The 20,969-nt window shown below is 65.7% G+C and carries 19 protein-coding genes; 8 read left to right on the top strand and 11 right to left on the bottom strand.

Going from position 1 to position 20,969, the window contains the following annotated elements:
- The first annotated feature begins 53 nt into the window (after positions 1-53).
- Positions 54-1,643, top strand: coding sequence for a 2Fe-2S iron-sulfur cluster-binding protein (locus RT582_RS05630; protein ID WP_014821480.1), 1,590 nt, complete (start codon positions 54-56; stop codon positions 1,641-1,643).
- 177 nt (positions 1,644-1,820) lie between these two features.
- On the opposite strand, the gene trmA is transcribed toward RT582_RS05630, so the two are convergent.
- Together trmA and RT582_RS05640 are read right to left on the bottom strand one after the other, a co-directional pair.
- The gene (trmA, locus tag RT582_RS05635; RefSeq protein WP_014821479.1) at positions 1,821-2,909 is read right to left on the bottom strand and encodes a tRNA (uridine(54)-C5)-methyltransferase TrmA; all 1,089 of its coding nucleotides are present in this window, start codon (positions 2,907-2,909) and stop codon (positions 1,821-1,823) included.
- A gap of 122 nt (positions 2,910-3,031) precedes the next feature.
- Complete coding sequence (locus RT582_RS05640) at positions 3,032-4,327, bottom strand: NCS2 family permease (RefSeq protein ID WP_014821478.1); 1,296 nt, start codon at positions 4,325-4,327, stop codon at positions 3,032-3,034.
- 131 nt (positions 4,328-4,458) lie between these two features.
- Between RT582_RS05640 and RT582_RS05645 the strand changes: the two genes are divergently transcribed.
- The 6 genes from RT582_RS05645 to RT582_RS05670 all read left to right on the top strand — a co-directional run bounded on the left by RT582_RS05645 (position 4,459) and on the right by RT582_RS05670 (position 10,550).
- Positions 4,459-5,025 (top strand): DJ-1 family glyoxalase III, encoded by a 567-nt coding sequence (locus tag RT582_RS05645; protein ID WP_014821477.1) that lies wholly within the window; start codon positions 4,459-4,461, stop codon positions 5,023-5,025.
- A gap of 72 nt (positions 5,026-5,097) precedes the next feature.
- Positions 5,098-6,072: an XdhC family protein gene (locus RT582_RS05650; RefSeq protein ID WP_014821476.1), complete on the top strand. Its 975-nt coding sequence runs from the start codon at positions 5,098-5,100 to the stop codon at positions 6,070-6,072.
- Positions 6,065-6,655, top strand: coding sequence for a nucleotidyltransferase family protein (locus RT582_RS05655; protein WP_014821475.1), 591 nt, complete (start codon positions 6,065-6,067; stop codon positions 6,653-6,655). The genes RT582_RS05650 and RT582_RS05655 overlap by 8 nt, the downstream gene beginning before the upstream one ends.
- A 201-nt stretch (positions 6,656-6,856) precedes the next feature.
- Positions 6,857-7,369 carry a (2Fe-2S)-binding protein gene (locus tag RT582_RS05660; RefSeq protein ID WP_014821474.1) on the top strand — a complete coding sequence of 171 codons (513 nt, stop codon included), beginning with the start codon at positions 6,857-6,859 and terminating at the stop codon, positions 7,367-7,369.
- Entirely contained in the window at positions 7,366-8,352 is a 987-nt protein-coding gene (locus RT582_RS05665; protein WP_014821473.1) for an FAD binding domain-containing protein, read from the top strand. The genes RT582_RS05660 and RT582_RS05665 overlap by 4 nt, the downstream gene beginning before the upstream one ends.
- Entirely contained in the window at positions 8,349-10,550 is a 2,202-nt protein-coding gene (locus tag RT582_RS05670; protein WP_014821472.1) for a xanthine dehydrogenase family protein molybdopterin-binding subunit, read from the top strand. The genes RT582_RS05665 and RT582_RS05670 overlap by 4 nt, the downstream gene beginning before the upstream one ends.
- Before the next feature lie 122 nt (positions 10,551-10,672).
- Here the strand turns inward: RT582_RS05670 and RT582_RS05675 are convergent, their stop codons facing one another.
- Genes RT582_RS05675 through RT582_RS05685 form a run of 3 tightly spaced genes read right to left on the bottom strand, consistent with a single transcriptional unit; the run spans position 10,673 to position 12,623 of the window.
- On the bottom strand, positions 10,673-11,065 hold the full coding sequence (locus RT582_RS05675) for a carboxymuconolactone decarboxylase family protein (RefSeq protein WP_014821471.1): 393 nt from the start codon (positions 11,063-11,065) through the stop codon (positions 10,673-10,675).
- 56 nt (positions 11,066-11,121) lie between these two features.
- A complete protein-coding gene (locus RT582_RS05680; protein ID WP_014821470.1) occupies positions 11,122-11,499 on the bottom strand; it encodes a MerR family transcriptional regulator in 378 nt (125 codons plus the stop codon).
- Positions 11,496-12,623: a methyltransferase gene (locus RT582_RS05685; RefSeq protein WP_014821469.1), complete on the bottom strand. Its 1,128-nt coding sequence runs from the start codon at positions 12,621-12,623 to the stop codon at positions 11,496-11,498. The genes RT582_RS05680 and RT582_RS05685 overlap by 4 nt, the downstream gene beginning before the upstream one ends.
- Positions 12,624-12,720: 97 nt before the next feature.
- Here RT582_RS05685 and RT582_RS05690 point away from each other — a divergent pair, with 97 nt between their 5' ends.
- Complete coding sequence (locus RT582_RS05690; RefSeq protein WP_014821468.1) at positions 12,721-13,497, top strand: ferredoxin--NADP reductase; 777 nt, start codon at positions 12,721-12,723, stop codon at positions 13,495-13,497.
- Between the two features lie 103 nt (positions 13,498-13,600).
- Here RT582_RS05690 and gdhA read toward each other — a convergent pair whose 3' ends face one another.
- From gdhA to ettA, 6 genes are all read right to left on the bottom strand, one after another.
- Positions 13,601-14,938, bottom strand: a complete 1,338-nt coding sequence (gene gdhA, locus RT582_RS05695) for an NADP-specific glutamate dehydrogenase (protein WP_014821467.1) — start codon at positions 14,936-14,938, stop codon at positions 13,601-13,603.
- Positions 14,939-15,213: 275 nt separating this feature from the next.
- Positions 15,214-15,999, bottom strand: coding sequence for a biofilm regulation diguanylate cyclase SiaD (gene siaD, locus RT582_RS05700; protein ID WP_014821466.1), 786 nt, complete (start codon positions 15,997-15,999; stop codon positions 15,214-15,216).
- Between the two features lie 12 nt (positions 16,000-16,011).
- Positions 16,012-16,389 carry a biofilm regulation phosphoprotein SiaC gene (siaC, locus tag RT582_RS05705; protein WP_014821465.1) on the bottom strand — a complete coding sequence of 126 codons (378 nt, stop codon included), beginning with the start codon at positions 16,387-16,389 and terminating at the stop codon, positions 16,012-16,014.
- A gap of 17 nt (positions 16,390-16,406) precedes the next feature.
- Positions 16,407-16,949, bottom strand: coding sequence for a biofilm regulation protein kinase SiaB (gene siaB, locus RT582_RS05710; protein WP_014821464.1), 543 nt, complete (start codon positions 16,947-16,949; stop codon positions 16,407-16,409).
- Between the two features lie 15 nt (positions 16,950-16,964).
- Positions 16,965-18,956: a biofilm regulation protein phosphatase SiaA gene (gene siaA, locus RT582_RS05715; RefSeq protein ID WP_014821463.1), complete on the bottom strand. Its 1,992-nt coding sequence runs from the start codon at positions 18,954-18,956 to the stop codon at positions 16,965-16,967.
- Positions 18,957-19,116: 160 nt separating this feature from the next.
- The gene (ettA, locus tag RT582_RS05720; RefSeq protein ID WP_313476929.1) at positions 19,117-20,784 is read right to left on the bottom strand and encodes an energy-dependent translational throttle protein EttA; all 1,668 of its coding nucleotides are present in this window, start codon (positions 20,782-20,784) and stop codon (positions 19,117-19,119) included.
- Positions 20,785-20,969 lie beyond the last annotated feature (185 nt).

Consider the following 20,969-nt stretch of genomic DNA (forward strand, 5'->3'; position numbering starts at 1 on the left):
GTTTCAGCTCGCAGGAATACAAAGGCGGCATCCATTCAAAGAGGATCGCCGTCGTGGCTGCTTTCAATCGTTTCCGTCTGTTCCACTGGCTGCTGGCCGGTTTCTTTCTTGGCGCCTACCTCAGCGGTGACGACGCCGAGACGCTGCATATCTGGTTGGGCTATGGCCTGGTGGCGCTGTTGATGTGGCGCCTGCTGATCGTGCCGCTGCGCCTGCGCGGCTTCCCGCAGTTGCTGCCGCCGAAGGGCCAGCGGAGTAAGCCGGGCCTGTCGAGCGTCGGCAAGTGGCTGACGGTCGGCGCGCTGGGCAGTTTCGCCATTGCCAGCGTGGTCGGTCTGGGCATGGTAGACAACGGTGATGTGCTGGCCGCCCTGCCGGGCGTGGGGCCGGATGTCTTCGGCGCCGCCAGCGACATCGAATTCGTCGGCTGGATGGGCGACGCCGAAGAGGTGCACGAGTTCTTCGCCAACCTGGGGCTGTGGCTGATCGGCCTGCATGTCGGCTATGTGCTGCTGTTCCGCCGCAAGGCGGTATGGCCGATGCTGCGTGGCGTGCCGAAGTCGGGACCGGCTTCGACTGCACCTTCGACCTCGGCGCCGGTAGCGACTTCACTTGCGTTGTCGCCGTCGCCGGTCGAGGGGGAATTCACCCGCCTGCGCATCGTCTCACGCCAGGCTGAAACCGCCGACAGCTGTTCGTTCACCCTGCAGGTGCCAGCCGCCCAGCGCGTACGCTTTACCACGCAGCCGGGGCAGTTCCTCACGCTCAAGGTGCCCGGTGCCGAGCCGGCGCTGCTGCGCTGCTACTCGCTGTCGCAGCGGCCGCAGGCGGATGGCGCGCTGCGCATCACTATCAAGCGGGTGCCCGGCGGGCGCGCGTCGAACTGGCTGCTGGACAATCTGCAGGCGGGCGACTGCATCGAGGCGCTGCCGCCGTCCGGGGTGTTCGTGCCGCGCAGCCTGGAGGGCGATCTGCTGCTGCTCGGTGCCGGCAGCGGCATCACGCCGCTGATGGCGATCCTGCAGGCTGCGCTGGTCGAGGGCAGCGGGCGGGTGTTCCTGTTCTACGCCAGCCGCGATGCCGCCTCGCTGATCTTTGCCGAGGAGCTGGCCGAGTGGTCTGCGCGTTACCCCGAGCGTCTGCAACTGCGCATCTGGCTCGATGCCGAGCAGGGTGTGCCGAATGCTGCGGCCATCGCCGCGAAACTGGCCGGTTGGCCGCTTGCCGAGGCCTTTGTCTGCGGCCCGCAGCCGTTCATGGATGGCGCCAGCGTGGCGCTGGGCGAGCTGGGGGTGGTGGCGGCGCGCATCCATCTGGAGCGTTTTGGGGCGGCGGCGCCGCGTGGCGAGGCGGGCCGTGAGACGGGCGGTCGCCGCAGTCGCCTGCGGGTCGCGCTCGACGGTCGCCGTCACGAACTGGACGTACCGCGTGGCGAGGTGCTGCTGGAGGCGATGGAACAGGCCGGGCTGCAACCGCCGAGCGCCTGCCGCTCGGGTGTCTGCGCCGCCTGCAAATGCCGGGTGGTGGAGGGCAGCGTGAGCATGCGCAGCAACCAGGTGCTGAGCGAAAGCGAGGTGCGCCAGGGCTGGGCGCTGGCCTGCCAGGCCGAACCGCGCAGCGCCGAGCTGCAGGTTGAATATTGATATGCGTACGGAGCTAAGCGCTTCGCCCCGAGGGCGGAACTCCCACGAAGAAGCCAAGCCCCATCGCACATCTCGTGGGCGCCGCGCCCTCGCGGCGAATGCAGGCCGAAGGACTGCTAAAACGAAAAGTCTGGCTATGTCCCGCTGGCTATCCGCATACAGAACCCGATCACTGCCTCAGCGGCGCACCAGCAACACCCCGGACTCCATGTGATGGGTATAGGGGAACTGGTCGAACAGTGCGCAGCGCTCGATGCGATGGGTGTCGTGCAGTTGGGCGATGTTCTGCGCCAGGGTTTCCGGGTTGCACGAAATATAGAGGATGCGCTCGAAGCGGCGGGTCAGCTCGCAGGTGTCGGGGTCCATGCCGGCGCGCGGCGGGTCGACGAAGACGCTGCCGAAGTCATAACTCTTCAAGTCGATGCCGGCCAGGCGGCGGAACGGGCGAACCTCGTTGAGTGCCTGGGTCAGCTCCTCGGCGGACAGACGCACCAGGGTGACGTTGTCGGTGCCGTTGTCGGCCAGGTTGGCCAGCGCGGCATTGACCGAGCTCTTGCTGATCTCGGTGGCCAGCACGCGGCGCACGCGGGTGGACAGCGGCAGGGTGAAGTTGCCGTTGCCGCAGTAGAGCTCCAGCAGGTCGTCGTCGCGCTCGCCGAGCGCCTCGAAGGCCCAGTTCAGCATCTTCTGGCAGACCTCGCCGTTGGGCTGGGTGAAGGCGCCCTCGGGTTGGCGATAGCGGAAAGTCCGCCCGGCCACCACGAGTTCTTCCTCGACATAGTCGCGCCCGATGACGATGCGCTTGCCGCGCGAGCGACCGACGATGCTCACACCCAGATTCGCCGCCAACTGTTCGGCTGCAGCTTGCCAGGCTTCGTTCAGCGGTCGGTGATAGGCCAGAGTGATCAGCGCGTCGCCCGCCAGGGTGGTCAGAAATTCCACCTGGAACAGCTTGAACCCCAAGGCATCGCTGGCCTGCCAGCCGGCTTTCAGTTGCGGCATCAGTTCGTTGATGCGACGGCTGGCGATGGGGAAGTCATTGATCAGGATCGGCGTGTGGTTGTCGCCCGGCTCGAACATCGCATAGTGACGCTGGCCCTGGTCGTACCACAGACGGAATTCGGTGCGCAGGCGATAGTGCGCGCCCGGTGAGTCGAATACCTCGGGCTCGGGTGCCGCGAAAGGTGCCAGCAGGTCGCGCAGCCGCGCGGTCTTCTCGGCAAGCTGGGTGTCGTAAGTGGCGGGGTCGAATTGCGGAGCGCTCATGAAGACTCTTGGAATGGTAGATAAATCGTAGGGTGGATCGGGGCGCGCAGCTGACGCTTTATCCATCCACCGTCTCCGTATCAAAGGTGGATGAAAAAAAGCGTCATCCACCCTGCGGAACGTCAGCCGGCGAACCAGCCCAGCTTGACCACGAACAGCGCCGAGAGCACCCACATGGCCGGGCTCAGTTCGCGCCAGCGTCCGGCCAGCAGCTTGACGGCAGTCCAGGCGATGAAGCCGAAGGCGATACCGTTGGCGATGGAGAAGGTCAGCGGCATGGCCAGTGCGGTGACCACCACAGGTGCGGCGACCGTCATGTCGTCCCAGTCGATGCCGGCCAGGCTGCTCATCATCAGCACGGCGACAAACAGCAGCGCCGGTGCGGTGGCGTAGGCCGGCACGGCACCGGCCAGCGGGGCAAAGAACAGGCTGAGCAGGAACAGCAGCGCCACGACACAGGCGGTCAGGCCGGTGCGACCGCCTGCAGCAGTGCCGGCTGCGGACTCGATATAGCTGGTGGTGGTGGATGTGCCCAGTGCGGCGCCGGCCATGGTGGCGGTGCTGTCGGCCAGCAATGCACGGCCCAGGCGCGGCAGCTTGCCGTCCTTGTCGAGCAGCTCGGCTTTCTGAGCGACGCCGATCAGCGTCCCTGAGGTGTCGAACAGGTCGACGAAGAGGAAGGCGAAGATCACGCTGATCAGGCCGATGTCCAGCGCACCGATAATATCCAGCTGCATGAAGGTCGGTGCCAGTGACGGCGGCATCGACACCACGCCATTGAGCTGCGACAGGCCCAGCAGGATCGATAGCCCGGTGACCACCAGAATGCCGATCATCACTGCGCCGGTAACCTTGCGATAGGCCAGCGCGGCGATCAGGAAGAAGCCCAGGCAGGCCAGCAGCGGGCCGCCGGCGCTGAGGTCGCCGAGACCCACCAGCGTCGCTGGATGGTCGACCACGATGCCGGCGTTCTTCAGCGCGATGATCGCCAGGAACAGGCCGATACCCGCGGCAATGCCGGCGCGCAGGGCCAGCGGAATGCTGTGGATGATCCACTCGCGGATCTTGAAGATCGACAGCAGGAAGAAGATCACCCCGGAGAGGAATACCGCGCCCAGGGCGGTCTGCCAGGCGTAACCCATGGTCAGAACCACGGTGTAGGTGAAGAAGGCGTTGAGGCCCATGCCCGGCGCCAGCGCAATGGGGTAGTTGGCGAGCAGTCCCATGATCGCCGAGCCGATGGCCGCGGCCAGGCAGGTGGCAACGAACACCGCGCCGTGATCCATGCCGGTTTCGGCGAGGATGCTCGGGTTGACGAAGAGGATGTAGGCCATCGTCAGGAAGGTAGTGATACCGGCCAGGACCTCGGTGCGCAGCGTGGTGTTGTGCGCCTTGAGTTGAAATAGCTTTTCCAGCATGGTCGATCCCCTATGTGCCGGTCAGTGTGAGGGCTGTCGCCTCTGGCGGGCGATTCGCGTGTCGTCGCAAAAGCCGCGCATCTTACACCGGCCGGCAGCGCGGTTGAATTTCCATTGAGCAGGTGAACGCCATGAGCAAACGAGTCCTGATTCCGATCGCCGACGGTTCCGAAGACCTGGAGGCCGTCACCCTGATCGACGTGCTACGGCGTGCCGAGTTCGAGGTACTGGTGGCCAGTGCCGAAGAGCGGCGCATGCTGACCTGCGCGCGCGGTACCCGAATCACCGCCGACGCCATGCTGCTCGACGTGCTGGCGCAGGACTTCGACCTGATCGTGCTGCCCGGCGGCATGCCCGGCGCGAAGACCCTCGGCGAGCTGGAGCCACTGGGCGAGCGCGTACGCCAGCAGGCCGCGGCCGGGCTGGACTATGCGGCAATCTGCGCGGCGCCGGCGGTGGCGCTGCATCCCTACGGCGTGCTCAAAGGCCGTCAGGTGACCTGCTACCCGGGCATGAGCGACAACCTCACCGGCACGCATTTCCTTGACCAGCCGGTGGTGGTGGACGGCAACTGCATCACCAGCCAGGGCCCGGCGACTGCCCTGGAGTTCGCCCTGACCCTGGTGGAGCATCTGGCCGGTCGCGGCAAGCGCCGCGAAGTAGCCGACGCCATGCTGGTGCCGGCAACGACGAACTAACTTCGCCTCGGATCGGTCACTCCTTGCATTGCCGGAGGTCCTGGCAGCAATGGGCTGAATCCGAGGAGATCAATGGACAGTGTCGATCTGGCGGTGCTGCGGCGCGCCCGCGACTGGTTGCGCGACGGCCACGCGGTGGTGCTCTACACGGTGCTGGAAACCTGGGGCAGTGCGCCACGTCCGGTGGGTTCGCTGCTGGCGCTGCGCGGCGATGGCCGCGTTGAAGGCTCGGTGTCTGGCGGCTGCGTCGAGGACGATCTGCTCGCCCGAGTCAAGGCTGACCAGCCTCCGTCGACCGGCCAGCTGATCACCTATGGCGTGAGCAAGGAAGAATCCGCGCGTTTCGGTCTGCCCTGTGGTGGCACCCTGCGCCTGCTGCAGGAGCCATTGCGCGATGCCGGCTGGATCGACGAGCTGCTGCGTCGCTGCGCCGGGCACGAGCGGCTGCTGCGCTGCGTGGATATCGCCAGTGGTGACGTAACGCTGCAAACCGCCGGCCGCGACGCCGCGCTGCAGTTCGATGGCCATACCCTGCGCGCCCCATTCGGCCCGGCCTGGCGCCTGCTGATGATCGGCGCCGGGCAGCTGTCGCGTTATGTCGCCGACCTGGCCCACGGCCTCGGCTTCGAGGTGCTGATCTGCGACCCGCGCGAAGGTTATGCCCATGACTGGGATGCGGCCGCCGTGCGCTTCGTGCCCGGCATGCCGGACGATGCCGTGCTGGCCATCGAGCCGGATGCGCACACCGCCATCGTTGCGCTGACCCACGACCCGCGGCTGGACGACATGGCACTGCTTACCGCGCTGCAATCGGACGCTTTCTACGTCGGCGCGCTGGGCTCGCGGGTCAATAGCGAGAAGCGCAAGGCGCGCCTGCTCTCGCTGGGCCTCGGCGAGCGCCAGGTGCAGCGCCTGCACGGCCCCATCGGCTTGCCCATCGGCAGCCGTACGCCGGCGGAAATCGCGCTGTCCTTGATGGCCGAGGTGGTGGCGCTGAAGAACGGCGCCCTGGTCAGCCAGGCGTTGCCGGAACAGCGCTGTGCCTGAGCAGGGCGTTTGCGCCATCGTCCTCGCCGCCGGGCAGGGCAGCCGTTACCGCGCCGCCGGTGGGGCGGACAAGCTGCTGGCGGCCAGCCTGGCTGCTGCGTCTTCGCCGCCGGTGCTGGCGGCCACGCTGGCCAACCTTCGTGGTGTCGCCGAACGGCTGCTGGTGGTGACCCGTGCAGACAATCTGCCGCTGCGCGACTGGCTGAGCGCCAACGCTGCCGACTGCGAGGTGCTTGCGCTGGACACCCGCGGCCTCGGCCACAGCCTCGCGCAGGCCGTGGCCCACGCGCCGGTGGCGCGCGGCTGGCTGGTGGCGCTGGCCGATATGCCCTATGTGCGGCCGCGGACCCTGCGCGAGATCGCGGCGGCCATCCGCGAAGACAATCTGGTCGTGCCGACCTATGACGACCGCCCCGGCCATCCGCGCGGCATCGGCAGCGCCCATCGCGATGCGCTGCTGCAGCTGGATGGCGATCGCGGTGCCCAGGCGCTGTTCGTCGCGCACCCGGTACTGGCGCTCGCCCTGAACGATCCCGGCGTGCTGCAGGACATCGACCATCCCGATGATCGCCGGCAGGCCTGAACCCAAGTCGCCTCGGTGGTTGCCGGGACCTGCGCGAAGCAGACTTCGGTCGCTCCCGCGTAGCGCCACGCCGTTCCCCACGAGACGACTCTCCGCCAGCGCAGCCACTCGGCCAGCGGTGCTGAACGATTTTCGCGCCACGCCAGTCGTACCCCAAGACGCACGGACAGCGCACACCAACGCCCAAACCGTGAGGCTGCCATGAGCGAACATTCTTCAGCTGCAGGCCAAACCTGCACCATCAGCCTGGAGCTGAACGGCGAGCGCCGTGAGCTCCAGGTGCAACCCTGGGCCACCTTGCTCGACCTGCTGCGCGACCAGCTCGGCCTGACCGGCACCAAGAAAGGCTGCGATCACGGCCAGTGCGGCGCCTGCACGGTGCTGCTCGACGGCCGGCGCATCAACAGCTGCCTGACCCTGGCGGTGATGCACGACGGCGCCAGCCTGACCACCATCGAGGGTCTGGCCAGCGCCGAGGCGCTGCATCCGCTGCAGGCGGCCTTCGTCAAGCACGATGCCTTCCAGTGCGGCTATTGTACGCCGGGGCAGATCTGCTCGGCGGCCGGGCTCGCGGCGGAGAACCGTGCCAGCAGCCGCGACGAGATCCGCGAGCACATGAGCGGCAACCTCTGCCGCTGTGGCGCCTATCCGAACATTCTTGCCGCTATCGAAGACGCACTGCCGGCGCTGCGCGGCCAGGAGGGTGCGCAATGACGCCGTTCAGCTACCAGCGCCCCGAACGCATCGACCAGGCCATCGCCCTGCACGGGCCGGACAGCCGCTATATCGCGGGCGGCACCAACCTGCTCGACCTGATGAAGGAAAACGTGCTGCAACCCGGCCAGCTCATCGACATCAACGGCCTGCCGCTGCGCGAGATCGAGCAGACCGCCGAGGGCGGCCTGCGCATCGGTGCGCTGGTGAGCAACGCCGACCTGGCCTGGCACCCGCAGATCGAACAGCGCTACCCACTGCTGAGCAAGGCGATCCTCGCCGGGGCGTCGCCGCAGCTGCGCAACATGGCCAGTACCGGCGGCAACCTGCTGCAGCGCACCCGTTGCTACTACTTCTACGACACCGCCACGCCCTGCAACAAACGTGAGCCGGGCTCCGGTTGCAGCGCGCGTGACGGACGCAATCGCATCCACGCGATTCTTGGCGCCAGCGAACACTGCGTCGCCGTGCATCCGTCGGACATGTGCGTGGCGCTGGCGGCGCTGGATGCGCGGGTGCATGTGGAAGGGCCGCACGGCAAGCGACGACTGGAGCTGGTGGACTTCCACCGTCTGCCCGGCGACCAGCCACAGCAGGACAACGTACTCGTCGAAGGCGAGCTGATCACCGCGATCGAACTGCCGGTGGAAGGCTTTGCCAGCCACTGCGCCTACCTCAAGGTGCGCGACCGCGCCTCCTACGCCTTCGCCCTGGTGTCCGTCGCGGCGGCCCTGGAGATGGATGGCGACGTCATCCGCCGCGCCCGCATCGCCCTCGGCGGAGTCGCGCACAAGCCCTGGCGTATCGAAGAGGCCGAAGACCAGCTCAGTGGCAAGCGCGCCGAAGCGGGCTGCTTCGCAGCGGCAGCCGACCGCCTGCTGCAAGGCGCGCAACCGCTTGCCGACAACGCTTTCAAGATCGACCTGGCTCGGCGCGCCATCGTGCGTGCACTGACCGAAGCCGCCGGAGGAACCGTCCGATGAACAGCGCCAACTCTCCACTGGGCAAGCCGCTGGACCGTGTCGACGGTCCGCTCAAGGTCACTGGCAAGGCCTGTTACGCCGCCGAGGCCGAGGTGCCGGGGCTGCTCTACGGCGCGGTGGTCTCCAGCCGCATCGCCCGTGGCCGAGTCACGCACATCGATGCCGCCGCGGCCGAGGCACTGCCCGGCGTGCGCCTGGTGCTGACCCATCAGAACCGCCCGCCGGTGGCCAGCTACGACAAGCCCTACGAGGACGACGATGCCGCCGAAGGCTCGCCGTTCCGCCCGCTGTACAACGATCGCGTGCTCTACAGCGGCCAGCCTCTGGCGCTGGTGGTGGCCCAGACCCAGGCCCTGGCGCGCCATGCGGCGAGCCTGGTGCGAGTCGAATACGAGGTCGAGGCGCACCAGACCGATCTGCAGGCCGTGCGCGATCAGGCCCACGATGCGCCTGCCGAACTGCCCGAGCCGCGTGGTGATTTCGACTCGGCGTTCGCGGCGGCGGCAAATCGCATCGACCGTGAGTACGAAACCCCGGTGGAACACCACAACCCCATGGAGCCGCATGCTTCCATCGTCCAGTACCAGCCGGGCGGGGAGCTGCTGATCCACGACAAGACCCAGGGCGTGCAGAACTGCCAACGCTACCTGGAACAGGTGTTCGACATGGAGGGCAAGATCCGCGTCTTGTCGCCCTTCGTCGGCGGTGCCTTCGGCTCCGGCCTGCGCCCGCAATACCAGCTGCCGCTGGCGGTGATGGCCGCGCTCAAGCTCAAGGCCGCGGTGCGCGTCGAGCTGACCCGCCAGCAGATGTTCACCTTCGGCTATCGCCCGCGGACCGTCCAGCAGCTCAAGCTCGCCGCCGATGGCGAAGGGCGGTTGCAGGCCATCGAGCACAGGGCCATCGGCCAGACCTCGTGTTTCGAGGACTTCACCGAGCACGAGGTGGAATGGTCCGGCATGCTCTACGCCTGCGACAACGTGCGCCTCGGCTACCGTCTGGCGCCGTTGGACGTCTATACCCCGCTGGACATGCGCGCCCCGGGGGCGACCATCGGCGTCTATGCGCTGGAGTGCGCGATGGACGAGCTGGCGTATGAAGTCGGTATCGATCCGCTGGAGCTGCGCTTGCGCAACTACACCGAGATCAACGGCAACGAGGGCAAGCGCTATTCCAGCAAGGAGCTGCGTGCCTGCTACCAGCAGGGCGCCGAGCGTTTCGGCTGGTCGCGGCGCGCGGCGCAGCCACGCAGTCTGCGCGACGGCCATCAGCTGGTCGGCATGGGCATGGCCACCGGTGTCTGGGAGGCGATGCAGATGCCGGCCTCCGCTCGCGCCTGTCTCGACGCGGATGGAAGGCTGCTGGTAACCAGCGCCACCGCCGACATCGGCACCGGCACCTACACCGCGATGACCCAGATCGCCGCCGACGCGATGGGCCTGCCGATGAGCGAGGTGGAATTCCGTCTCGGCGACTCCAGCCTGCCGCAGGCGCCGCTGGAAGGCGGTTCGGCCACCGTGTCCTCGGTCGGTAGTGCGGTGCAGCGCGCCTGCGCCGGCCTGCGGCAGAAGCTGCTGGACGCCGTGCAGCAGTCGCCGGCCTCGCCGTTCACCGGGGCGAGTCTGGACGCGGTGGAGTTCGTCGATGGGCAGCTGCGGCTGAAAACCGGCGAACATGCCGTGGCGCTGCGCGACATCGTCCAGGTCAGCGGGGCGCTGGACGCCGAAGCCAGCGTCAAGCCCGACGAGAAGCGCGACGCCTGGGCCACCGCGACCCATTCGGCAGTGTTCGTCGAGGTGCGCGTCGACGAGGACCTTGGCACCATCAAGGTCAATCGCGTGGTCAGCGCGATTGCCGCGGGCCGCATCGTCAACCCGAAGACCGCCGGCAACCAGATCGTCGGCGGCGTGGTCTGGGGCATCGGCCAGGCGCTGCACGAGGAGACGCTGATCGATCACAGACTCGGCCGCTACATGAACCACAACCTTGCCGAGTACCACATCCCGGTGAACGCGGACATTCCCGAGATCGACGTGATCTTCGTCGAGGAACACGACGAGATCGTCAACGACCTGGGGTCCAAAGGCGTGGGCGAGATCGGCATTGTCGGCGTGGCGGCGGCGGTGGCCAATGCGATCTACAACGCAACGGGCAAGCGCGTGCGGGATCTGCCGATCACCCTGGACAAGGTGCTGTAACGCGCCTTTGACGGCGGCTGCGATGTCCGTACGGCTGGTGGGCTAGCCCACCAACCGCCACCGCGCCAGGGCACAGAACCTGTTTTCGGCCGGCTTAGCCACGTGGTGTGCTGGTTTGCCGATTACACATCCGGCAAAAGGCCCCGTTCGGCAAAGACCGCCTTGACCGTGTGCATGCCGTTGAGCGCGGCCGGGAAACCGGCGTAAACCGCCATCTGAATCACCACCTCGACGATCTGCTCCGGCGTGCAGCCGACGTTCAGCGCGCCGTGAACGTGCACGGCCAACTGCGGTTGGCAGTGGCCGAGCGCGGTAAGCGCCGCCACGGTCGCCAGCTCACGCTGGGCCAGGTCGAGGCCGGGGCGTTGGTAGATGTCACCGAAGGGAAATTCGATCACGTAGCGCGCCAGATCCGGCGCAATGGCTTGCAGGCTGTCGATGACCTTGCGCCCGGCCTCGCCGTCGATCTCGTCGAGCTTGGCCAGGCCTTCGGTATAGCGGGCTGATACAGACATGGAGCTTTCCTCTCAATAGGTCAGAGGAAAGCCTGCGGGTTGGAGTGAACTCCAGGTCAAGCGGAAGTTTGCTGCCGATACAGCGCGATCTTCGCCCGCAGCGCGTCGAGATGCTGATGGTCGCGCTGGATGCGTTCGTGCAGCCTGGCAGCATGCTGCTCAAGCAATGCCTGGCGCGCTGCCAGGGTGGTATCGCCGCATTCGCGCAGTTCGGCATAGCGGATGATGTCGTCCAGCGCCATGCCGGTGTCTTTCAGGCGCAGGATGAAGCCGATCCACTCCAGGTCGCGCGGGCCATAGACGCGAAAGCCGCTGGCGTCCCGAGCGACATGCCGTAGCAGGCCGATCTTTTCGTAATAGCGCAGCGTATCGGCGGACAGGCCGCAGCGCGCGGCGAACTGCCGGATGCTGAGGCGGACCGGCGCCTCGCTCATGCCTTGATCGACCGCAGAATGACGAACTTCGGTGTGGCGGCCACCTGCTCGGCGTTGCCGAACAGGCGCTTGAGCTTGAGGTGATAGCCGAGGTGGCGATTGCCGACGATCCACAGCTCGCCGCCCTTGGCCAGCGCCGCCTTGGCCTGGGTGAACATGCGCCAGGCGAGGAAGTCGCCGACCACCTGCTGCTGGTGGAACGGCGGATTGCACAGCACCAGGTCCAGCGAGGTCGGCGGTTGCTCGGCCAGGCCGTCGCCGGCGCGAATCTCGACCGGGCGCTGACCGTGGATTGCCTGCCAGTTCTCCCGTGCCGACTGCACAGCCATGTAGCTCTCGTCCACCAGTGTCAGTTGCGCCTGCGGGTTGCCCAGCGCGTAGACGATACCGAGCACGCCGTTGCCGCAGCCGAGATCGGCGACGCGCAGCGCACCGAGTGCCTGCGGCAGATGTGGTAGGAAGGCGCGGGTGCCGATATCGAGGCCTTCGCGGCAGAACAGATTGGCGTGGTTGAGCAGCTCGAGTTTCGGCTGATCGAGCTGGTAGCGGGTAGGGTAGGGCGACTGCGGCGCCGGTTTCGCGCTTGGCGTTGCGCTGAGCAGACGTGCCTTCTTCACCGCCAGCGAAGCCTGCACCGGGCCGATGTACTGCTCCAGCAGATCACCGGCGGCGCGCGGCAGATGCTTGATCATCGCCGCAGCGATCACCTGCGCGCCGGGCGCCAGCTGGCCGTGCAGGCGGATCAGCTGTTCTTCCAGCAGGGCAAGGGTTTTCGGTACGCGAATCAGCACCCGGTCGAACGGGCCCTGGGCGACCTCGCTGGCAGGTACGAAGCGCACGCGCTCGGCCGGCAGCTCGTTACGTGCCAGGTTCTTTTGCAATGCCAGGTGGCCGAGGTGCGAGTCGCCGCTGCTGGTGACCGCGACGTGTGCGGCCAGCGAGCAAGCCAGGGCGCCGAAGCTGTCATTGAGGATCAGCACTCGCGTGGCCGCTGGCAATCCCTGCTCATGCAGCTGGGCCAGCAGGTATTCGTCGGCGGCATCGAAGGCCTGCAGCGGCTCGTTGGGCTGCTCCGGCTGGCGGATCAGATCGAGGCTTGCATAGGGGGTATCGAGAATAGGCATGAGAACTGGCGGTGTTTGTCGGCTGCGTAAAGGAGTATCAAGGACCCATGCGGGCGCTGCGTGCAGTGGGCCCGAAGATGCTCGGAGGGAGCGAAGTATGACCGCCAGCGAAGAGAAGTTCACCCGCCAGCGCCTGCTAGAGGTGCAGACGCTGACGCCTAACCTGTTCACTCTGCGTACCAGCCGCGATCCCGGTTTTCGCTTCACCGCCGGGCAGTTCGCCCGCCTCGGTGTGCGCAAGCCAAGCGGCTGCATCGTCTGGCGCGCCTATTCCATGGTCTCGGCGCCGCACGACGAGTTTCTCGATTTCTTCTCCATCGTGGTGCCGGACGGCGAATTCACCAGCGAGCTGAGCCGGTTGGCAGTCGGCGACGAGCTGCTGGTGGACAAGCAGGCCTTCGGCTTTCTCACCCTCGATCGCTTTCCCGACGGCCGCGACCTCTGGCTGCTGGCAACTGGCACCGGGATCGCGCCGTTCCTTTCGATCCTGCAGGACTTCGAGGCCTGGCAGCGCTTCGAGCGCATCATTCTGGTCTACAGCGTGCGCGAGGCGCGTGAGCTGGCCTATCAGCAGCTGATCGCCGAACTGCCGCAACGCGACTACCTGGATGGTCTGGGCTCGAAGCTGCTGTACCTGCCGGTGGTAACGCGCGAACAGATACCCGGTGCGCTGCACGGACGCATCACCACGCTGATCGAGAACGGCGAACTGGAGCGCGCCGCCGATCTGCAGCTGACGCCCGAGCATTCGCGGATCATGCTCTGCGGCAACCCGCAGATGATCGAGGACACCCGTGCGGTGCTGAAAGCGCGTGATCTGAACCTGGCGATGACGCGCAGGCCCGGCCAGGTGGCGGTGGAGAACTACTGGTAGGCGATTGCCGCGCGGAGTCTCGCGCAACAAAACAAAAGCCCCCGCCGGACGATCCGACGGGGGCTTTGTCTTTCAAGCTGAGGCTCGGGGGCGGGCGCAGCCGTTACACGACGCCCTGGGCCAGCATGGCATCGGCAACCTTGACGAAGCCGGCGATGTTGGCGCCCTTCACGTAGTTGATTCGACCGTTTTCCTCGCCGTGGGCGACGCAGGCGTGGTGGATCGACTGCATGATGCCGTGCAGCTTGGTGTCCACCTCACCGGCGGTCCAGTGCAGGCGCATGGCGTTCTGGCTCATCTCCAGTCCGCTACAGGCCACACCACCGGCGTTGGATGCCTTGCCCGGTGCGTAGAGGATGCCGGCCTCGAGGAACAGGTCGACGGCTTCCAGGGTCGACGGCATGTTCGCGCCTTCGGCCACGCAGATGCAGCCGTTCTTCAGCAGCGCGCGGGCGTCTTCGCCATCCAGTTCGTTCTGCGTGGCGCAGGGCAGGGCGATATCGCACGGCAGGCTCCACGGACGCTGATCGGCCAGGTAGGTGACGCCGAAGTGCGTGCCCATCTCCTCGAGGCGACCGCGACGGACGTTCTTCAGGTCCATCAGGTATGTCCACTGCTCGGCGGTCATGCCGTCCGCGAAGTGCAGGGTGCCGCCCGAGTCGGACAGCGAGACGACCCGGCCACCCAGTTCCATGACTTTCTGCGCCGCGTACTGCGCGACGTTACCGGAACCGGAGATGGCCACGCGCTTGCCGTCGAAGCTGCTGTGGCTGCTCTTGAGCATTTCCTCGGCGAAGTACACGCAGCCGTAGCCGGTGGCTTCCGGGCGGATCAGGCTGCCGCCATAGGCCAGGCCCTTGCCGGTCAGGACGGAGGTGAACTGGTTGGACAGGCGCTTGTACTGGCCGAAGAGGAAGCCGATCTCGCGGCCGCCGACGCCGATGTCACCGGCCGGAACGTCGAGGTCTGCGCCGATATGGCGGTACAGCTCGGTCATGAACGACTGGCAGAAGCGCATCACTTCGTTGTCACTCTTGCCCTTGGGGTTGAAGTCCGAGCCACCCTTGCCGCCGCCCATGGGCAGCGAAGTCAGGGAGTTCTTGAAGACCTGTTCGAAGGCGAGGAACTTGAGGACGCCGATGTTCACCGACGGATGGAAGCGCAGACCACCTTTGTATGGGCCGATGGCGCTGTTCATCTGGATGCGGAAGCCGCGATTGACCTGCACACGGCCCTGATCGTCGACCCAGGGTACGCGGAAGATGATCGAGCGCTCCGGCTCGACCATGCGTTCGATGATGCCGGCCTGCATGTAATGCGGATGGGCTTCGAGGAAGGGCCAGAGGCTGCGAACCACTTCTTCCACCGCCTGGTGGAACTCGGGTTGGTGGGGGTCGCGTTGCTTCAACCGCGCGAGAAAGGCATCAACGGTTTCGATCATCAGGTAGGCCCTCGGCGACCGCGTGTCGGCAGTCATTAATAATTTTGGCCGGCGACTGTAGCAAACCTGATTTGCACCGCGGAAGTGCGACATGGGTCTGGCATGCCGCGAAATGGTGCGTTAGAAGGGCTGTGGTGCTGAAGGTTTCGGCTCCGTGCGTGGCGTCTGGCTTCTATGTTTCCCGATGCTTCAGACTTTAAGAGGCGGAGGCGTTGCTCCATTTGCACTGAAATGGAGCGATGGGTGCGTCATTCTTGTGCTTGTTCGGGTGATGGCTAGTCGGCCAGCTCACAGCGGTTGCGACCACTGCGCTTGGCTCTCAGCAGCGCGATGTCGGCGCGGTTGATAGTGCTCGAGTAGGTTTCGTCGGCGCGCAGCTCGGCGATACCCATGCTGGCGGTGACCCCGAGCAGGTCATCGTTCACCCGCACGCCGAGCGCGGCAATGCTGTCGCCAAGGCGGCGCATCACCGTGCAGGCCATCTCGGCGCTGCTTTCCGGCATCAGGATAAGGAATTCCTCGCCGCCCCAGCGACCACAGAGGTCGTGCTCGCGAATCTCCGATTCCATGACGCGCACCACTTCGATCAGCACGCGGTCGCCGACTTCGTGGCCGTACTCGTCGTTGATGACCTTGAAGCGGTCGATGTCCAGCATGACCAGGGCCAGCGGGCGGCCGTAGCGTTTGGCGCGCTCGCTTTCCTCGCGCAGGCGCTCGGTGAGCAGGCGGCGGTTGGCGATGCCGGTCAGAGTGTCCAAGGTCGAGGCCTCGCGCAGCGAGGCATTCAGGTCCTGCATCATCATCTGGTAGCGGTCGGAGATGCGCGCGACCTTTTCCAGCTGGCGCAACTGCTTGTCGAAGCGCGCCGAAAGGCTCAGTTCGCGCTCGCGGGCGATGCTCTGGTAGCCGTCCGATACGCGGGCGATGCGTTCGATTCGGCCAAGCAGGTCATGGTGCGCTCCCCACAGCTGGCTCAGGGCTTCCTTCAGCGGGTGCCCCTCGAACTGCGGATCGGCGAGGAGATTGATGACCTCTTGCTCTAGCGGCGATGGCCCACGCATATCGACCTTCTGTCAGTCGTGACTCTGGATGGAAAAGGGGAAGGTGCAGTCTTCCTTGAACTCTTCGGCCAACTCCACGACGCGCTCGTTGCGGATGTCGTAGTACCAGTTGACCGCGACCTGCCGGCCTTCCTGATAGGCGGCTTCGAGCAGGTCGAAGATGTCCATCATCGCCTTGATGCTGCTGGTGTTCAGGTACAGCAGGCGCAGCTCGAGGTTGAGCGGATGTGCGGCTTCGCCGAGGAAGCGCTCGATCCATTCGTAGACCTGGTGGAACAGCTCGTAGGAATTTTCCGGGTACGAGTCGCCCTGCATCGAGACGATGCCTTTTTCCCAGTCGGACTGGATGGCGGGAGTGGACTGGCTGCCGGGGATTGAAAAATCGTTCATGGGGATGCTCTTGAGTTTCAGATGACGGCGCTCAGGCTGATGAAGGAAAGCTCGTCGGAGACTGGCTGCAACGAAGCCTTGAGCGGCTCGCTGGACTTGCGGGCAATATCGATCAGGCCGAGTCCGGCGCCGGTTGCCACGTGTTCGTCACGCGGCTTGCGCAATTGTTCCTTGTACAGGGCCTTGAGGCCGGCCTTGTCCTTTTTTGCCAGTTCGGCGACGGCGGTAAGCAGTTGCTGGCCGTCGGCGGTTTCGATCAGGTTGCCGGCCGAAACCACGTAGCGGCCCTGGTCATCGCGTGCGACCACGACTGTGGCGCCGGCCTGCTGATCGGACCAGTTCTTTTCGCGGGTGTAGTGGCGAATGTTCTGCGTCATCTCGATGTACACGGCGAACACGTCCATGGCCGAGGACGGGTGCGCCTGCTCTTCGCTCATGTAGTTGCGCAGGGCATTGCCGATCTCTTCGATCAGGCTGCGGGAGATGGGGCCGTTGAAGCACAGCATGATCTGTTGCTGGTTGTAGCATTCGCGCATCGCGAACATGTCAATGGGGGCCATGGCCAACTCCCTGTCTCAATCGAAGCGGAAACATAACATCGTGATGTCATCGCGCTGCGGGAATTCACCCTGATAGCGCGCCAGTGCGAGGCTGAAGGCTTCGCCCTGTTCGGCCAGGGGAAGCCGTGCATGCTCGCGGATCATGCTGGCGAAGCGGCTGTTGCCAAAGCCGAACCCGTCGTCGCCGCCGGCCTGGTCGAGGAAACCGTCGGTGGTCATGTAGAAGGTCCGCCCCGGTTGCAGGTCGACGCTGGTGTTGCGGTAGTCGCCGATGCGTTTATCGCCGATGGCGCGCCGCGCTGCCTTGATCTCGTGCACCTCTTCGCCATCACAGTAGTACAACGCAATCTTCGCGCCGGAATAATGCACCTTGCGCTGGCGCAAATCGACATAGGCGAGGCCGATATCCATGTTGGTCGCCAGGGCATGGGAGTCCTGCTCTTCGCGCAGCATGTTGCGCACGATCGCATCGGTACGCGCGAGCGCGGCGGCGGGGTCGTCCAGGCCGGTCGTGCCGAGCGCCTGATCGATGGCGGCGTGGGCCAGCATCGTCATCAACGCGCCGGGCACGCCGTGTCCGGCACAGTCGACGATTCCGAACAGGCAGCCATGTTCGTCGGCGCGATACACATAGAAGTCGCCGCCGACGACATCGCGTGGCCGCCAGAGCACTGCATGACGATCGCCCATGGCGGTGACCAGCTGCCGGTTGGGCAGGATCGAGCGCTGGATGAGGCTGGCGTAGTCGATCGAGTCGTCGATCTTCTTGTGCGCGGCGGCCATTTCCAGGTTGGCCTGTTCCAGGTCGCGGGTGCGCTCACGCACACGATTCTCCAGCTCGCTGGTGTGGCTACGAACCTGCTGCGCCATGGCACCGAAGGCTGCGCTGAGTTCGCCGATCTCGTCCTGCCGGTGCAGGGGCAGGGGGGCATCGTACTGTCCCGCCGCCAGGGCCTGGGCGCTGCGTCTCAGCTGGCGCAGCGGTTTGAGCACACGCTTCTCGACCAGCCAGGCACCACCACCGATCAGCAGCAGGAACAGCACCAGAAACAGGGCGATGGCCGGCAGCAGCGGACGCACCTCGACGACCTGCGCGGTGCCCAGGTCCACGGCGCTGGCGACGAACCACTGCAGCTCGGGAATCCAGCTCAGCGCCAGCAAGCGGGGCGCGCCATCCAGGGTGACGCGCAACGTCGCCACGGTGCCGGGGTTCTCGCGGCTTTCCGCCATGGCCTGACGCACTGCCGAGGCCGCGCCGAGGTCGTCGAGCTGGCCGAGGATACTCGTCGACAAGGAGCGTCCACGCGCGGTTTCGGCGTTGAGCGTGACCAGATTCTGATTAGGATGAACGAGGATGGAGCCGTAGGCATCGAGCACCATCGACTCGACGCCGACCTTGTTCGCCTCGATGAAGTCATCCAGAAATGCTTGCAGGCTGATGCCGGAACCGACCAGGCCCAGGCGTCGATCGCCGTCACGCACCTGCACGTTGAACCACACCTTGAGCTCCTCGGTGACCACCGAGCGGTCGACGTTGATGGCGTAGGGGGTATCGGCCTGCAGTGTCTGGAAGAACCATTCGTCGCGCGGGGCGTCTGGGGCCATCACATAGCGAGGCGCATCGCTGGGTGGCTGGTCGGGTCCGTTCGAGTAGTAGCCGTTGCCGCTCGCCGAGGCGGCGAAGTAGGCGTGGTCGCCGAAGGCCTGCTGGTAGCCGGCCGCTTCCTGGAAAAAGATCTTGCGCTTGGCCGGGTCCTGCTCGTCGTTCAACCAGGCCAGCGTCAGTTGCGAAGCCGCCAGCCGTTGAGCCAGTGCCAGTTCGCGTGAAACCGGTGCGAACAGGCGTTCGCGGTTGAGTTGGACCACATTGCGCGCATAGGCCTCGCCGAAGCGGCTCTGCACGCCGAGCAGCGCCTCTCGGCCAATGAAACCGGCAAAGACGAAAGCAAGCAGGCAACTGAGCAACAATGCCAGCAGTGATTTGCCGCGCAGTCCAAGTGCCGCCATGCGAATTGTCCTTTGTCGGTCGCGGGGGCCAGCGTGGTGCGATTGCCGCGCCTGCCGGGGGTTCAGTCATTCAGGTTGGCGGCATTGTGCCACTATTTGTGGGTGCTTTCTCTAGACACGACAACGGAGCCTGTTCGGCTCCGTTGTGGTCATCTACCGCTTACTGCGCCAGCTTCTTGTACCTGACGCGGTGCGGCTGGGAGGCTGCGTCACCGAGGCGCTTCTTGCGATCGGCTTCATACTCGGTGTAGTTGCCTTCGAAGAACACGACACCGCCATCGTCCTCGTAGGAGAGGATGTGGGTGGCGACGCGGTCGAGGAACCAGCGATCGTGGGAGATCACGATGGCTGAGCCGGGGAAGTCCAGCAGTGCCTCTTCCAGCGAGCGCAGGGTTTCCACGTCGAGGTCGTTGGACGGTTCGTCGAGCAGCAGCACGTTGGCGCCCTGCTTGAGGGTCAGCGCCAAGTGCAGACGGCCGCGCTCACCGCCGGAGAGATCCTTGACGAACTTTTGCTGGTCGGCGCCCTTGAAGTTGAAGCGGCCAACGTAACCGCGCGATGGCACCTCGTAGTTGCCGATGCGAATCTGGTCCAGGCCATCGGAAACCGCTTCCCATACGGTCTTGCCACCGTCCAGGTCGTCGCGGCTCTGGTCCACGCAGGCCAACTGCACGGTATCGCCGATTTCGATGCCGCCCGAATCCGGGGTTTCCTTGCCCATCAGCATGCGGAATAGGGTCGACTTACCGGCACCGTTGCCACCGATCACGCCAACGATGGCGCCTTTCGGCACGCTGAAGGAGAGGTTGTCGATCAGTACGCGGTCGCCATAGCCCTTGGTGACGTTCTTGAATTCGATGACCTTGTCACCCAGGCGCGGGCCGGCCGGGATGTAGATCTCGTTGGTCTCGGCGCGTTTCTGGAATTCCTGCGACTGCATTTCCTCGAAGCGCTGCAGGCGGGCCTTGGATTTGGACTGGCGGGCCTTGGCGCCTTTGCGCACCCACTCCAGTTCTTCCTTCATGGCCTTTTCATGGGCCGACTGCTGCTTGGATTCCTGCGCCAGACGCGCCGATTTGGCTTCCAGCCAGCCGGAGTAGTTGCCTTCGTACGGGATGCCCGCGCCGCGGTCGAGTTCGAGGATCCAGCCGGCGACGTTGTCGAGGAAGTAGCGGTCGTGGGTGATCGCCACCACGGTGCCCGGGAAGTCATGGAGGAAGCGCTCCAGCCAGGCCACCGAGTCGGCGTCCAGGTGGTTGGTCGGTTCGTCCAGCAGCAGCATGTCCGGGGCCGACAGCAGCAGGCGGCACAGGGCGACGCGGCGCTTCTCGCCGCCGGACAGGTGCGCGACCTTGGCATCCCATGCCGGCAGACGCAGTGCATCGGCGGCGACTTCCAGCTGGCGCTCCAGGTTATGGCCGTCGGATGCCTGCAGGATCGCTTCGAGCTTGGCCTGCTCGGCAGCCAGGGCATCGAAATCGGCGTCCGGCTCGGCGTAGGCGGCGTAGACGGCATCCAGGCGGGCCTGGGCGTCCTTGATCACACCAACCGCCTCCTCGACGATTTCGCGCACGGTCTTCTCGGGATCGAGCTGCGGTTCCTGCGGCAGGTAGCCGACATTGATTCCCGGCATGGCACGGGCCTCGCCGTCGAACTCTGTGTCGACGCCGGCCATGATGCGCAGCAGGGTGGATTTACCGGCGCCGTTCAGGCCGAGCACGCCAATCTTGGCGCCGGGGAAGAACGACAGGGAGATGTTCTTGAGGATCTCACGCTTCGGCGGAACGACCTTGCTCAGCCGGTGCATGGTGTAGACGCATTGAGCCATGGAAACGAATGCCCGTGACAGTGGTGAATGATGCCTGACCCAGGCCGTGGGGGGCCGAAAATGGGGTGGCATGGAAAGGGCGCAAAGCTACCCGAATGCACCGGTCAGGGCAAACCGCGACAGTCCGCCGTCGCGGCTGCGGAAGCGGCGACTGTTCATCTTGTGCATGACTATCGCTCATACCC

It is taken from the genome of Stutzerimonas kunmingensis, assembly GCF_032106285.1.
Classification (GTDB): Bacteria; Pseudomonadota; Gammaproteobacteria; order Pseudomonadales; family Pseudomonadaceae; genus Stutzerimonas; species Stutzerimonas kunmingensis_B.

Excerpts from the sequence above, each read along its gene's own strand:
- trmA (WP_014821479.1), bottom strand. The coding sequence starts at position 2,909 with ATGAGCGCTCCGCAATTCGACCCCGCCACTTACGACACCCAGCTTGCC.
- RT582_RS05640 (WP_014821478.1), bottom strand. The coding sequence starts at position 4,327 with ATGCTGGAAAAGCTATTTCAACTCAAGGCGCACAACACCACGCTGCGC.
- RT582_RS05680 (WP_014821470.1), bottom strand. The coding sequence starts at position 11,499 with ATGAGCGAGGCGCCGGTCCGCCTCAGCATCCGGCAGTTCGCCGCGCGC.
- RT582_RS05685 (WP_014821469.1), bottom strand. The coding sequence starts at position 12,623 with ATGCCTATTCTCGATACCCCCTATGCAAGCCTCGATCTGATCCGCCAG.
- siaD (WP_014821466.1), bottom strand. The coding sequence starts at position 15,999 with ATGCGTGGGCCATCGCCGCTAGAGCAAGAGGTCATCAATCTCCTCGCC.
- RT582_RS05690 (WP_014821468.1), top strand. The coding sequence starts at position 12,721 with ATGACCGCCAGCGAAGAGAAGTTCACCCGCCAGCGCCTGCTAGAGGTG.
- gdhA (WP_014821467.1), bottom strand. The coding sequence starts at position 14,938 with ATGATCGAAACCGTTGATGCCTTTCTCGCGCGGTTGAAGCAACGCGAC.
- RT582_RS05670 (WP_014821472.1), top strand. The coding sequence starts at position 8,349 with ATGAACAGCGCCAACTCTCCACTGGGCAAGCCGCTGGACCGTGTCGAC.
- siaB (WP_014821464.1), bottom strand. The coding sequence starts at position 16,949 with ATGGCCCCCATTGACATGTTCGCGATGCGCGAATGCTACAACCAGCAA.
- ettA (WP_313476929.1), bottom strand. The coding sequence starts at position 20,784 with ATGGCTCAATGCGTCTACACCATGCACCGGCTGAGCAAGGTCGTTCCG.
- RT582_RS05675 (WP_014821471.1), bottom strand. The coding sequence starts at position 11,065 with ATGTCTGTATCAGCCCGCTATACCGAAGGCCTGGCCAAGCTCGACGAG.
- RT582_RS05660 (WP_014821474.1), top strand. The coding sequence starts at position 6,857 with ATGAGCGAACATTCTTCAGCTGCAGGCCAAACCTGCACCATCAGCCTG.
- siaC (WP_014821465.1), bottom strand. The coding sequence starts at position 16,389 with ATGAACGATTTTTCAATCCCCGGCAGCCAGTCCACTCCCGCCATCCAG.
- RT582_RS05665 (WP_014821473.1), top strand. The coding sequence starts at position 7,366 with ATGACGCCGTTCAGCTACCAGCGCCCCGAACGCATCGACCAGGCCATC.
- RT582_RS05650 (WP_014821476.1), top strand. The coding sequence starts at position 5,098 with ATGGACAGTGTCGATCTGGCGGTGCTGCGGCGCGCCCGCGACTGGTTG.
- siaA (WP_014821463.1), bottom strand. The coding sequence starts at position 18,956 with ATGGCGGCACTTGGACTGCGCGGCAAATCACTGCTGGCATTGTTGCTC.
- RT582_RS05645 (WP_014821477.1), top strand. The coding sequence starts at position 4,459 with ATGAGCAAACGAGTCCTGATTCCGATCGCCGACGGTTCCGAAGACCTG.